The sequence below is a fragment of the Pseudomonas sp. F8002 genome (assembly GCF_013385495.1).
GTDB lineage: Bacteria > Pseudomonadota > Gammaproteobacteria > Pseudomonadales > Pseudomonadaceae > Aquipseudomonas.
On sequence record NZ_JACAPW010000032.1, the window covers coordinates 188,921 to 202,754 of the forward strand.

The 13,834-nt window shown below is 61.4% G+C and carries 9 protein-coding genes and 2 tRNA genes; 7 read left to right on the plus strand and 4 right to left on the minus strand.

Features of this window, described 5'->3' with window-relative positions; all coding sequences use genetic code 11:
• Positions 1–76 precede the first annotated feature (76 nt).
• From hflK to HX811_RS23485, 5 genes are all read left to right on the plus strand, one after another.
• Positions 77–1,252 carry an FtsH protease activity modulator HflK gene (gene hflK / locus HX811_RS23465; protein ID WP_177047583.1) on the plus strand — a complete coding sequence of 392 codons (1,176 nt, stop codon included), beginning with the start codon at positions 77–79 and terminating at the stop codon, positions 1,250–1,252.
• On the plus strand, positions 1,252–2,118 hold the full coding sequence (hflC, locus tag HX811_RS23470) for a protease modulator HflC (RefSeq protein WP_017478342.1): 867 nt from the start codon (positions 1,252–1,254) through the stop codon (positions 2,116–2,118). The genes hflK and hflC overlap by 1 nt, the downstream gene beginning before the upstream one ends.
• Positions 2,119–2,419: 301 nt before the next feature.
• Positions 2,420–3,607 (plus strand): ATP phosphoribosyltransferase regulatory subunit, encoded by a 1,188-nt coding sequence (locus HX811_RS23475; protein WP_003217507.1) that lies wholly within the window; start codon positions 2,420–2,422, stop codon positions 3,605–3,607.
• Positions 3,608–3,661: 54 nt separating this feature from the next.
• Entirely contained in the window at positions 3,662–4,951 is a 1,290-nt protein-coding gene (locus HX811_RS23480) for an adenylosuccinate synthase (protein ID WP_010213605.1), read from the plus strand.
• A 139-nt stretch (positions 4,952–5,090) separates the two neighbouring features.
• Positions 5,091–7,025 (plus strand): methyl-accepting chemotaxis protein, encoded by a 1,935-nt coding sequence (locus HX811_RS23485; protein WP_008439098.1) that lies wholly within the window; start codon positions 5,091–5,093, stop codon positions 7,023–7,025.
• Between the two features lie 108 nt (positions 7,026–7,133).
• Here the strand turns inward: HX811_RS23485 and HX811_RS23490 are convergent, their stop codons facing one another.
• From HX811_RS23490 to HX811_RS23505, 4 genes are all read right to left on the minus strand, one after another.
• Positions 7,134–8,699 (minus strand): iron ABC transporter permease, encoded by a 1,566-nt coding sequence (locus HX811_RS23490; RefSeq protein WP_134325640.1) that lies wholly within the window; start codon positions 8,697–8,699, stop codon positions 7,134–7,136.
• Entirely contained in the window at positions 8,699–9,724 is a 1,026-nt protein-coding gene (locus HX811_RS23495; RefSeq protein ID WP_177047585.1) for an extracellular solute-binding protein, read from the minus strand. Before HX811_RS23495 ends, HX811_RS23490 begins: the two co-directional genes overlap by 1 nt.
• Positions 9,725–9,869: 145 nt before the next feature.
• A tRNA-Leu gene (locus tag HX811_RS23500) sits at positions 9,870–9,956 on the minus strand.
• 173 nt (positions 9,957–10,129) lie between these two features.
• Positions 10,130–10,216, minus strand: a tRNA-Leu gene (locus tag HX811_RS23505).
• Positions 10,217–10,440: 224 nt separating this feature from the next.
• Between HX811_RS23505 and rnr the strand changes: the two genes are divergently transcribed.
• Entirely contained in the window at positions 10,441–13,074 is a 2,634-nt protein-coding gene (gene rnr, locus HX811_RS23510) for a ribonuclease R (RefSeq protein WP_003217496.1), read from the plus strand.
• Positions 13,071–13,826, plus strand: coding sequence for a 23S rRNA (guanosine(2251)-2'-O)-methyltransferase RlmB (gene rlmB / locus HX811_RS23515; protein WP_003217493.1), 756 nt, complete (start codon positions 13,071–13,073; stop codon positions 13,824–13,826). Before rnr ends, rlmB begins: the two co-directional genes overlap by 4 nt.
• Positions 13,827–13,834 lie beyond the last annotated feature (8 nt).

Consider the following 13,834-nt stretch of genomic DNA (forward strand, 5'->3'; position numbering starts at 1 on the left):
GCCGCTGTGACAGGCATTCTGTAGCATTGGTCGGCGCGCCGTGGGTGCGTCTTTGCTTTATCAGATGGAGAGCGCTATGGCTTGGAATGAGCCGGGTGGCAACTCGAATAATCAGGATCCTTGGGGTGGTAAACGCCGCAATAATGGCGACCGCAAGGGGCCACCAGATCTCGACGAGGCCTTCCGAAAGCTGCAGGAAAGCCTGAATGGGTTGTTCGGTGGTGGAAAAAAACGTGGTGGTGACGAAGGCGGTCGTACGAGCAAGGGTGGTGGTTACGGCCTGCTCGGCATCGGCCTCGTCGTGCTGGCGGCCGTCTGGCTGTACAGCGCCGTCTATGTGGTGGACGAGCAGGAGCAAGCCGTGGTGCTGCGCTTCGGCAAGTACTACGAGACTGTCGGCCCTGGCCTGAACATCTACTTCCCGCCGATCGACAAGAAGTACATGGAAAACGTCACGCGTGAGCGTGCCTACACCAAGCAGGGCCAGATGCTGACCGAAGACGAGAACATCGTCGAAGTGCCGCTGACCGTGCAGTACAAGATCAGCAACCTGCAGGACTTCGTGCTGAACGTCGACCAGCCGGAAATCAGCCTGCAACATGCGACCGAAAGCGCCCTGCGCCACGTGGTGGGTTCCACCGCAATGGACCAGGTGCTGACTGAAGGCCGTGAATTGATGGCCAGCGAAATCAAGGAGCGCCTGCAACGGTTCCTCGACACGTACCGCACCGGTATCACCGTGACCCAGGTCAACGTACAGAGCGCAGCGGCACCGCGTGAAGTGCAGGAAGCCTTCGATGACGTGATCCGTGCCCGTGAAGACGAGCAGCGTTCGCGCAACCAGGCTGAAACCTACGCCAACGGCGTGGTGCCGGAAGCCCGTGGCCAGGCCCAGCGCATCCTTGAGGATGCCAACGGTTACCGCGACGAAGTGGTCTCCCGCGCCAAGGGTGAGGCAGATCGTTTCACCAAGCTGGTGGCCGAGTACCGCAAGGCACCGGAAGTCACCCGTGAGCGTCTGTACCTGGACACCATGCAGGAAGTCTTCAGCAACACCAGCAAGGTTCTCGTGACCGGCAGCAAGGGCGGGCAGAACAATCTGCTGTACCTGCCGCTGGACAAGATGATCGAAGGTGGTCGTAGCAGCACCAGCGCACCGGCCTCCGGTTCGACTGCCGCTGCCAACGAAGCGAGCGCCCGTGCGGCCGCTGACCTGCTGCAACAGCAAACACGTACCAGGGAGAGTCGTTGATGAGCAATAAATCGCTGACCGCCCTGATTGTGGGTGTCGTCGTGGTCATCGCTGCCTGGAACTGCTTCTATATCGTGTCTCAGACCGAGCGCGCGGTGTTGCTGCAATTCGGTCGCGTGGTCCAGGCGGATGTCCAGCCGGGCCTGCATGTGAAAGTCCCCTACGTCAACCAGGTGCGCAAGTTCGACGGCCGCCTGATGACCCTGGATGCACCGACACAACGCTTCCTGACCCTGGAAAAGAAAGCTGTGATGGTTGACGCCTACGCCAAGTGGCGCGTCAAGGATGCCGAGCGCTTCTACACCGCGACCTCCGGCCTCAAGCAGATTGCCGACGAGCGTTTGTCGCGCCGTCTGGAATCGGGCCTGCGTGACCAGTTTGGTAAGCGCACCCTGCACGAGGTGGTATCCGGTGAACGTGATGCGCTGATGGCTGACATCACGCGTTCGTTGAACACGATGGCGGAAAAGGAACTGGGCATCGAAGTGATCGATGTTCGGGTCAAGGCTATCGACCTTCCGAAGGAAGTGAACCGCAGCGTGTTCGAGCGTATGAGCACCGAGCGTGAGCGCGAGGCTCGTGAGCACCGCGCCAAGGGTAACGAACTGGCAGAAGGGATCCGTGCGGATGCCGACCGTCAGCGTCGCGTACTGTTGGCTGAAGCCTATCGCGAGTCTGAAGAGGCCCGTGGTGATGGTGATGCTCAAGCCGCTTCGATCTACGCCAAGGCCTATGGCCAGGACCAGGAGTTCTACGCGTTCTACCGTAGCCTGCGCGCCTACCGTGAAAGCTTTGCGAACAAAACCGACGTCATGGTGCTGGACCCAAGTAGCGATTTCTTCCGCTACCTAGAAAAGTCCAAGTAACCCGCATGTAGTCTGAGAATCGCTCCGTCGGGCGGCTAAAATGCCGGGCGGGGTGATCCTTTCAGAAAACGGGTGTATGATGCGGCAGCCGGGAAATTCCCGGCTTTTTTGCGTCTGCATGTTTGATTGTGGTTTTGCTCCGCAGGCGCCACAGGTTTTTCGAGGAAAGTGCCCGACGAGGCCGATTGTTGGTCGTTCGTCACGTCGCTCTTGCGCGTGGTTTATGCAGGGGCCGGGTATTTTCTGCTTCACTCAAGGCTCGCCCGAGGGCTGGCCGCCCGGATCATAGGGGAATGGCGTAATGGCAACGGTAGACCGCTGGCTGCTGCCAGATGGCATCGAAGAAGTACTGCCACCAGAAGCTGCGCGCATTGAAATCGCGCGCCGCCAGGTGTTGGATCTGTTCCAGAGCTGGGGTTACGAGTTTGTCGTGACTCCGCATATCGAGTACCTGGAATCCCTGCTGACCGGCGCGGGCCAGGACCTGGATCTGCGCACCTTCAAGGTCATCGACCCGCAATCGGGTCGGCAAATGGGCTTTCGTGCCGACATCACGCCGCAAGTAGCGCGCATTGATGCGCACACCCTGCGTCGCGAAGGGCCAAGCCGCCTGTGCTACGCCGGCAGCGTGCTGCATGCGCAACCGCGTGCGTTGTCGTCGTCCCGCAGCCCGATCCAGTTGGGCGCCGAGTTGTACGGTGATGCCAGCCCGAGCAGCGACGTGGAAGTCATCAGCCTGATGCTGGCCATGTTGCAGCTGGCCGATGTGCCGGATGTGCACATGGACCTTGGGCATGTCGGTATCTACCGCGGCCTGGCCCGTGCGGCCGGCTTGTCGGGTGAAGTGGAACAACAGTTGTTCGATGCCCTGCAGCGCAAGGCCATCGATGAAGTGATTGCCCTGACGGCGGGCGTGCCTGCCGACCTGGCCGGCATGCTGCGTGCGCTGGTGGATCTGTGTGGCGGCCGTGAAGTACTGACCGCCGCCCGTGATCGCCTGGCGAATGCGCCGGCTGATGTATTGGCGGCCCTGGACGATGTGCTGGCGATTGCCGAGCAGTTGTCTGCGCGCTTCCCGCAGTTGCCGCTGTACTTTGATTTGGGTGAGTTGCGCGGCTACCACTACCACACCGGTGTGGTGTTCGCGGTGTTTGTCCCGGGTGTTGGCCAGGCCATCGCCCAGGGCGGTCGTTACGACGATATCGGCGCCGACTTCGGTCGCGCTCGTCCGGCGACCGGTTTTTCCACCGATTTGAAGACCCTGGTGACCCTGGGGCGTGCTGAGGTCGAACTGCCGTCTGGCGGTATCTGGATGCCCGACAGTACGGACGCAGCACTCTGGCAGCAGGTTTGCCAGTTGCGCAGTGAGGGTCAGCGTGTGGTCCAGGCCTTGCCTGGGCAGCCATTGGCCGCCGCCCGTGAAGCGGACTGCGACCGGCAATTGATTCAGCAGAACGGGCTTTGGCAAGTATCGCCACTGGCTTCTTGAGTTTTCCTGCCGGCCACTGCCGGCACCAAGTTTGCGCGAATGAGGACAAGTGTTATGGGTAAGAATGTCGTAGTCCTGGGCACCCAATGGGGTGATGAGGGCAAAGGCAAGATCGTTGATCTGCTGACCGAACATGCTGCCGCCGTAGTGCGCTACCAAGGTGGCCACAACGCTGGCCACACCCTGGTCATCGATGGCGAAAAAACCGTCTTGCACCTGATCCCGTCGGGTGTACTGCGCGAAGGCGTGCAGTGCCTGATCGGCAACGGCGTGGTGGTTGCACCTGACGCCCTGCTGCGCGAGATCACCAAGCTGGAAGAGAAAGGCGTGCCAGTGCGCGAGCGCCTGCGTATCAGCCCTTCCTGCCCGCTGATCCTGTCCTTCCACGTTGCGCTGGACCAGGCCCGTGAAAAGGCCCGTGGCGAGCTGAAGATCGGCACGACCGGTCGCGGCATCGGCCCGGCCTACGAAGACAAGGTTGCACGTCGTGGCCTGCGTGTGGGCGACCTGCTCAACATGCCGCGCTTTGAAGACAAGCTGCGTGAACTGGTGGATTACCACAACTTCATGCTGGTGGGTTACTACAAAGAGCCGGCCATCGAGTTTGAAAAGACCCTGGCTGAGTGCAAGGAATACGCCGAGCTGCTCAAGCCGCTGATGCTGGACGTGACTGCCGAGCTGCACGACCTGCGTCGCGCCGGCAAAGACATCATGTTCGAAGGCGCCCAGGGCTCGTTGCTGGACATCGACCACGGCACCTACCCGTACGTCACCAGTTCCAACACCACCGCTGGCGGCGTTGCGACGGGTTCGGGCGTTGGCCCGATGTTCCTGGACTACATCCTCGGCATCACCAAGGCATACACCACGCGTGTAGGTTCGGGTCCATTCCCGACTGAACTGTTCGACGAAGTCGGCGCGCACCTGGCCAAACAAGGCCACGAGTTCGGCGCGACGACCGGCCGTGCCCGCCGTTGTGGCTGGTTCGACGCCGTTATCCTGCGTCGCGCTATCGATGTGAACAGCATCTCGGGCATCTGCCTGACCAAGCTGGACGTACTCGACGGCCTGGAAACCATCAACATCTGCATCGGCTACAAGGATGCGGAAGGCAAGGACGTTGCCCCGACTGACGCGGACAGCTACGTAGGCCTGCAGCCTGTGTACGAAGAAGTGCCAGGCTGGACCGAATCGACCGTGGGCGCCAAGACCCTGGAAGAACTGCCAGCCAACGCCCGCGCTTACATCAAGCGCGTCGAAGAGCTGATCGGTGCGCCGATCGACATTATTTCGACGGGCCCGGACCGCAACGAGACCATCGTTCTGCGTCACCCGTTCGCTTAATAAGCTGTTGATGTAAAAAGCAAAGGGCTCCTTCGGGAGCCCTTTGTCGTTTCCGCCCGGTAAACGGCACGACCCTTGCTATGGTTCTTTCTTTCGCGGTGCTATCAAATTAATGGCACCCGTGGTGGAGGGATTCCCAGTGTCTGCCGTTCTCTCATTGTTACAAAGCCGGCTGTTGCGGCCGGTGTTCGTTACCCTAGGTATCGCTCTTTTGGTGCAAGTACTGGTGGCCGTCGCCCTGACGCGAAGCACCGTCACTGCATTGGAAGCTGATTTGGGCAATCGCCTGGGCGTCGACAGCCAGAAACTGTCCGGCGAGTTGGCGCAAGCCGGCAAGGAAGTGACATCCAGCCTGGACAGTCTGTCTTCCAGCACGCGCCAGCGTCTGACGGCGGGGCTTTCCACGCGCCTGCAGGAAGAGCAGAAGCAACTGCGTGCGACCCTGGAAAAAGACCTGCAGGACTCTGCCAATGACATGGCGCAACTGCTCGCCTCGGTGGCGCCGCGCGCCATGTGGGACAGCGACGTGCCGACGCTGTCTGAGTTTGCCCGCAGAGCCCAGCGCAATCCCAACGTGTTGTTTGTGGTGTATGACGACGCGGCTGGTGAGCACCTGACCCGTTACCTCAATCGTGAAAACCCGATCAACCAGGCGCTGCTGGAAAAGGGCAAGGGCGAACGTGCCCTGGATAAAGTGCTGGATGCGGCGAAGAATGATCCCTCGGTGTTCTACGTCGAAGCGTCCATCAGCCCCAATGGCGTAGAGATCGGCAAGGTCCGCATGGGGGTTTCGACTGCCTCGGTCGAGGCTGACCTGGCCGCGCTGGACAAGCGTTTTGCTGCACTGATTGCCAGCGGTGACCAGTTGGTGGGCGACAGCCTCAAGGGTGCCGCGGCTGACAGCGCGGCGGCCATGGGCGCGCGTTTGCAGTCGGCGCAAGCCACCGCCACCCAGATGACCGCCAATACCACCAGCGCCGTGCAAGAGGCGGCGGGCACCTTGCGCTGGCGCATCGGCATGGGCCTGGCAGTGGTAGGTTTTGGTGTATTGCTGTTGATTGCTGTAGTGCTCGGCCGTCGGGTGGTCAATCGCCTGAAGCTGCTGATTGCAGCCATGGACGACCTGGCGGCAGGCGAGGGCGACCTGACCAAGCGCGTGCAGATCAACAGCCGGGACGAAATCGGCGACATGGCCTCGGCGGTCAATCGCTTTGTGGATAAGTTGCAGCCGATCGTGCGTGAAGCCGGTGATGTGGCCCAGCGTACCGGTGTGGAAATCGGCGCGATGACCCTGCGCAATGCGGGTGCCGATGCGGCCGCCGGCTTGCAGCGTGATGAGGTTGCCGAAAGCCTGCGGGCGCTGTCGCAAATGGCGGATGAGGCCCAGGCGGAAAGCCATGCGATGCAGGCGGCCTTGCAGCAGGTGGTGGATATTCGCCAGGCGACTGATGAAAATTCCCGCACTTCAGCCGAAGTCGGCAGCTTGATCGAGGCGTTGGCGGGGCAGGTGCAGGCCGGTTCCAAGGTGATCGAGCGGCTGGCGCAGCAGAGCGAGCAGATCGAGGTGGTGTTGACGGTGATCCACGGGATTGCCGAGCAAACCAACCTGCTGGCGCTCAACGCGGCTATTGAGGCGGCGCGAGCCGGTGAGACCGGGCGCGGCTTTGCGGTGGTGGCGGACGAGGTTCGCGCCCTGGCCAGTAAAACCCAGAGTTCTACCGGCGACATCCAGGCCCACATCGTGGCCTTGCAGCAAGGCGCCCGTGAGGCCGTGGAAACCATCGGCAAGGCCGGGCGCCAGGCCAGCGAGGGTTTGCTGGTATTACGCGACAGCGTGCGCCTGCAGCAGTCGGTGCAGGCCTCGGTGGAGCAGGTGCATGCAGCGATTGGCCTGGCGACGCGGGCGGCTGAGCATCAGGCGCAGGGTGCGCATGCGGTGCGTGGGCGGGTGGAAATCATCCATGCCCAGGCAGAACGGGCCGCTCAGGCGGTGGTAGAGACCACCGCCAGCGGCAAGGTGCTGGATGGGCTGGCGGCGCAGTTGAAGGCGAGCCTGGGGCAGTTCCGGGCTTGATGTCGCCTGTTTCGGCCTCATCGCAGGCAAGCCAGCTCCCACATTCGACCGAGTTCCAACTCTGGAATGCGCTCAAATGTGGGAGCTGGCTTGCCTGCGATGGCTGATTCAGCGGCTCAGATACATCCGGGTCGTCAGCAGATACACCGGCAGCCCCGACACTAGAATCAACAACGCCGCATACGGCGCCGCTGCCGCGAATTCCACATTCGAGGTGTGCGCCCACACGGCAGTTGCCAAGGTATTCAGCCCGGTCGGACTAAGCAGCAACGTCGCCGTCAATTCCTTCATCGCATCCAGGAATACCAGCGCAAACGCCGCCCCCAATGCCGGGAAAATAATCGGCAGCGTCACCCGGCAAAACGCACTGAACGACGACGCGCCCAGCGTTCTCGCCGCCTCTTCCAGCTGGGGTGCTGCCTTGTTCAGCGCCGTGCGGATCGGCGCCTGGGCCAGGGGCAAAAACAGCAGCGCATAAGCGATCAGCAGCAATGCCGACGTTTGATACAGCGCCGGCACGTAATGCAGGGCGAAATACACCAGTGTCAGCGCAATCACCAGGCCGGGCAGGGCGTGCAGCAGGTACGGCAGGCGTTCGGCCCACAGTGCGAGTTGGCCCTTGTAGCGCACCACCAGCAAGCCCACGGGCACGGCAAACAACAGGCAAAGCGCGGCGCCGCCGAGGGACAGCGCCAACGAAGAAAGCAGCGCCTCGCTGATCTCGGCTACCGGAAATGCCGCCGAACTGCCCACTGCCAGCCAATAACCGAGCATGCCCAGTGGAATGCCGCTGCCGATGATCGCCAGGAGCAGGCAATACAGCTGCCCCAGCGCCGCCCATTTGCCGAGTCGAACCTGTTCGGCATGCCGCGCCGCGCCCTGGCCGGTACGCACGTGTCGGCCCTTGCCGCGCACCCGCAGCTCCAGCCAGAGCAGCGTCAGGCACATCACCAGCAGCACCGCCGAAAGCATCGCCGCATTGGCGTTGCTGAACTCCAGCTCGAATTGCTGGTAGATCGCGGTGGTAAACGTCTGCAAGCCGATGATCGACAGCGCGCCGAACTCCACCAGCATATGCAGGGCAATCAACAGTGCCCCGGCCAGCAGCGACGGCCACAGCAGCGGCAAGGTGATGCGAAAGAATACGCCCCAGCGATTCAGTCCGAGGGTGCGGGCCGATTCTTCCAGGGATGGATCAAGATTGCGCAGGGTTGCCGCCACCGGCAGAAACACCAGCGGGTATTTGGACAGGGTCATCACCAGGATCGCTCCGCCCAACCCTTCAAAGTTGGCGCTTAACGAAACCCAGGTAAAGCTGCTGACAAACGCCGGCACCGCGAACGGCAGGCACAGGATCACTCCCCAGATCCGCCGCCCCGGCAGGTTGCTGCGTTCCAGCAGCCAGGCCAGGGACAAGCCGATCACGCCGCAGGCCACGGTGACGCCGACCATCAGCGCCAGGGTGTTGCGCAGCAACCCGAATACATAGGGCCGCCACAGCAAATGCACCGCTTCGGCCCATCCTGCCTGCCAGGCCTTGAGGCCGACATACGCCAGCGGCAACAGGCTCAGGCCTACCAGCAGCAGGACTGGTAGCAGCAACCAGATCGAAGGGCGTTTGCGTCTCGGCGTAAAACCCCCGCGCAAGGCGGGGGCGGGGAGCGATGGGTTCATCAGTTCAAGCCAACGTCACGTTCCAGTTCCAGGGCTTCTTCGGCGTTGCCCAGGTCGGCAGGGGTGACTTTCGGCGGTTGCAGCTCGCTGAAAGGCTTGAGGCCGCGGTTGGATTCCATGCCCTTGCGCAGCGGGTATTCGGCGGAAGTGTTGGTGATCACCCACTGGCCTTCTTCGCTGGCCATGAATGCCAGCAGTTGCTGGGCTTCCTTTGGATGCTTGCTGGATTTCAGTGCAGCCGCGGCAGACACGGTGATCAGGCCACCGGCATCGCCGTTGGTGAAGTAGTGCAGTTGCGAATCCAGGTTGGTTTTTTCTTTCTTCAGGGCGAACCAGTAGTAGTTGTTCACCAAGACAGTGGCGACTTCGCCATTTTCCACGGCCTTGAGCGCAACCATGTTGTTGCTGTAGACCTTGCCGAAAGCGCGCAGGCCGGTCAGCCACTCTTCAGCCGCTTCGCGACCGTGCAGCTTGATGATCGCTACGGCTTGTTCCTGGAACGCGCCGCTGGTGGGTACGAAACCGACCTTGCCTTGCCACTCGGGCCCGGCGAAATCCAGTACCGACTTGGGCAGGTCTTTCTCGGCGATCAGTTTCGGGTTGAAGGCCACGACGCGGGTGCGTGCGGTCACGCCCATCCAGGCGCCGTTGGCGGCCACGTATTCCTTCGGCAGGACGTCGAGGGTGCTGGCGTCGATGGTTGCCAGCAGGCCTTGCTCGCCGAGTTTATTCAGCGGCGGCGATTCTTCGGTGTAGATCACGTCGGCAGGGGAGCGGTCACCTTCTTCGACGACCTGGCTGGCCAGCTGGTTGCTGCTGCCCTTGCGCACATTGACGTGGATGCCGGTCTTGGCTTCGAAGGCCTTGGCAAGTTCATCGCCGACCTCCTTGTGTTGGCCGTTGTACAAGGTCAGTGCAACCTTGTCGGCAGAATAGGCAGCGGGCGAGAGCAGGGTCAGGCCGAGCAGAGTGATGGTCAGGCCACGCAGAAGGGATGTCTTGAGACGGGTATCGCGGATCATCATCCGGGGTTTTCCTCACTTGAGTGCAACAAATCCTTACAAGGATAAACGATAAAACTTCTCAAGTGCGGACGAGGGGGGAAATCACCGGTCAGGTTTTCAAACCCCGGAAACGAAAAAACCCGCTTTCGCGGGTTTAATCTGAATTTGGTGCCCAGGAGAAGACTCGAACTTCCACGACCTTGCGATCACCAGCACCTGAAGCTGGCGTGTCTACCAATTTCACCACCTGGGCATTATCAACGCTTGCGCTGTTGATGGAGCGAACTATACGGAGGGCTTTTTGATCTGTAAACCCCTGATTCAAAAATATAAATCAAGATTCTTGTTAAAAATCAAAGGCCTGAAACGCAAAAACCCGCTTTCGCGGGTTTTTGGAGACTCAAGGCATAACCTTGAGTTTGAAATTGGTGCCCAGGAGAAGACTCGAACTTCCACGACCTTGCGATCACCAGCACCTGAAGCTGGCGTGTCTACCAATTTCACCACCTGGGCAGCATCAACAACGTTGCCGTCGTCGATGGCGCGCACTATACGGAGGCTGTTTTGAGCTGTAAAGCCCTGCCATGAAAAAAGTCTGGAATATTTCGCCGACGGTCGCGCAAGGTGCATTCCAAGGGCTACAAAGTGCTTTTACGGGCTTGTTGACACCTGAAATTTCCCGTTTCAATACGCGTATGCCAAACTAACCCGCATATAGACAAGGTGAAAACTCTCTAATGGCCGATTGGCAGTCCCTCGATCCCGAGGCCGCTCGTGAAGCGGAAAAATATGAAAACCCTATTCCTAGCCGCGAACTGATCCTGGCGCACCTCGCCGATCGGGGTTCGCCTGCTAGCCGCGAGCAGCTGGTTGAAGAATTCGGTCTGACCACCGAAGACCAACTCGAAGCCCTGCGTCGCCGCCTGCGCGCCATGGAGCGCGATGCCCAGTTGATCTACACCCGCCGCGGCACCTACGCGCCGGTGGACAAGCTCGACCTGATCCTCGGCCGCATCGCCGGCCACCGTGACGGTTTCGGCTTCCTGATCCCGGACGATGGCAGCGACGACCTGTTCATGAGCCCGGCGCAAATGCGCCTGGTGTTTGATGGCGACCGAGCCCTGGCCCGCGTTTCCGGCCTCGACCGTCGCGGTCGCCGTGAAGGCGTGATCGTCGAAGTGGTGTCCCGTGCCCACGAGTCCATCGTCGGCCGTTACTTCGAAGAAGGCGGCATCGGCTTCGTGGTGCCGGATAACCCCAAGGTCCAGCAGGAAGTGCTGATCACCCCGGGGCGCAATGGCGCCGCCAAAGTGGGCCAGTTCGTCGAGGTGAAAATCACCCACTGGCCCACTGCGCGCTTCCAGCCACAGGGCGATATCGTTGAAGTGGTCGGCAACTACATGGCGCCGGGCATGGAGATCGATGTTGCGCTGCGCACCTACGATATCCCTCACGTCTGGCCTGAGGCTGTGCTCAAAGAAGCCGCCAAGCTCAAGCCGGAAGTCGAAGAAAAAGACAAAGAGAAGCGCATCGACCTGCGTCATCTACCGTTCGTCACCATTGACGGCGAAGATGCTCGCGACTTCGACGATGCGGTCTACTGCGAAGCCAAGCCTGGCAAACTGCGCCTGTTCTCCGGCGGCTGGAAGTTGTTCGTCGCGATTGCCGACGTGTCCAGCTACGTGAAGATCGGTTCGGCCCTGGACAACGAAGCCCAGGTGCGCGGCAACTCGGTGTACTTCCCCGAGCGCGTCATCCCGATGCTGCCTGAGCAGCTGTCCAACGGCCTGTGCTCCCTGAACCCGAAAGTCGACCGTTTGGCCATGGTGTGCGAGATGACCATCTCGAAAACCGGCGAAATGACCGACTACCAGTTCTACGAAGCGGTGATTCACTCCCAGGCGCGCCTGACCTACAACAAGGTCAGCACCATCCTGGAACAGCCGAAAACCAGCGAAGCCAAGGCCCTGCGCGGTGAGTACGGGCATGTCGTGCCGCACCTCAAGCAGCTCTACGCGCTGTACAAGGTGCTGTTGGGCGCTCGTCACGTGCGTGGCGCGATCGACTTTGAAACTCAGGAAACCCGGATTGTCTTCGGTTCCGAGCGCAAGATCGCCGCAATCACCCCGACCACCCGTAACGATGCTCACAAGCTGATCGAGGAATGCATGCTGGCGGCCAACGTGGCCACCGCAGAATTCCTCAAAAAGCACGAGATTCCTGCGTTGTACCGGGTGCACGACGGCCCGCCGCCGGAGCGTCTGGAGAAGCTGCGCGCGTTCCTCGGTGAGCTCGGCCTGTCCCTGCACAAAGGCAAGGACGGCCCGACGCCGAAGGACTACCAGGCTCTGCTCGCGAGCATCAAGGACCGTCCGGATTACCACGTGATCCAGACCGTCATGCTGCGCTCCCTGAGCCAGGCGGTGTACAGCGCCGATAACCAGGGCCACTTCGGCCTGAATTACGAAGCGTACACCCACTTCACCTCGCCGATTCGTCGTTACCCGGACTTGCTCACGCACCGGGCGATCCGCAGCGTGATCCATTCCAAGCAGAACACCCCGCACGTCAAGCGCGCCGGTGCCATGACCATTCCGAAGGCACGGATCTATCCGTACGACGAAGCGGCCCTGGAACAGTTGGGCGAGCAGTGCTCCATGAGCGAGCGCCGTGCCGACGAAGCCACCCGCGACGTAGTGAACTGGCTCAAGTGCGAGTTCATGAAAGACCGCGTGGGCGAGTCGTTCCCGGGCGTGATCACTGCCGTGACCGGTTTTGGTTTGTTCGTCGAGCTGACCGACATCTACGTCGAGGGCCTGGTGCACGTCACCGCCTTGCCGGGTGACTACTACCACTTCGACCCTGTGCATCACCGCCTGGCGGGCGAGCGCACCGGTCGCAGCTTCCGTCTGGGCGATACCGTTGAAGTGCAGGTCATGCGCGTCGACCTCGACGAGCGCAAGATCGATTTCGGTATGCCTGACAAGCCGGCTGAACCGACTGGCCGTAAAAAACGTGGCAGCGAAACTGCAGCCCCGGCCAGCAAAGGCAAAGGCGCTCCTGCGAAAGCAGCGGTCGCCGAGCCTGCGCCAGCCAAGCCTGCGCGTCGTTCGTCTGCCAAGGACAAGGCCCCCGAAGCCTACCGCCCTAGCGATGCCGCGGCGAAAAACGCCGAGCTGCGCAAGAGCCGCGAGTTGAAGCAGCAGTTGCTCAACGAAGCCAAAAGCGGTGGTAAAGCGGCGTCTGGGGGAAAGTCCCGCGAGGCGGAAAAGCCGTCGAGCAAGCCGAGTAAACACCGTAAAGGCCCGCCAAAAGCGGGTTCGGCCCCCGCGAAAAGCGGCGGGTCGCGCAAACCTAAGGCCAAGTCATGAGTCTGGAAAAAATCTACGGCGTGCACGCCGTAGAAGCATTGCTGCGTCACCACCCGAAACGCGTCAAGCAGGTGTGGTTGGCAGAAGGCCGCAGTGAGCCGCGTGTTCAAGCGCTGGTCGAACTGGCCAATCAGAACAAAGTTGCCATCGGCCAGGCCGAGCGGCGCGAGATGGACGTCTGGGTCGAAGGCGTTCACCAGGGCGTGGTAGCCGACGTCAGTCCAAGCCAGGTCTGGGGCGAAGCGATGCTCGACGAGTTGCTCGACCGCACCGAAGGCGCACCGCTGTTGCTGGTGCTCGACGGCGTGACCGATCCGCACAACCTCGGCGCCTGCCTGCGTTCGGCGGATGCCGCCGGTGCGTTGGCGGTGATCGTGCCTAAAGACAAGTCGGCAACCTTGACGCCTGTCGTGCGTAAAGTCGCCTGCGGTGCGGCGGAAGTGATTCCGTTGGTGGCCGTGACCAACCTGGCGCGCACCCTGGAGAAACTCCAGCAGCGCGGCCTGTGGGTTGTGGGTACGGCGGGGGAGGCTGAGGTCAGCATTTATGACCAGGACCTCACCGGCCCGACCATCCTGATCATGGGTGCCGAAGGCAAGGGCATGCGCCGCCTGACCCGCGAGCATTGCGATTACCTGGTGCACCTGCCGATGGCCGGTAGCGTCAGCAGCCTCAACGTTTCAGTCGCAACGGGCGTCTGCCTGTTCGAAGCCCAGCGCCAGCGCGGCGCCAAGGCTAAAGCCAAGAAATAAGGCTTAAG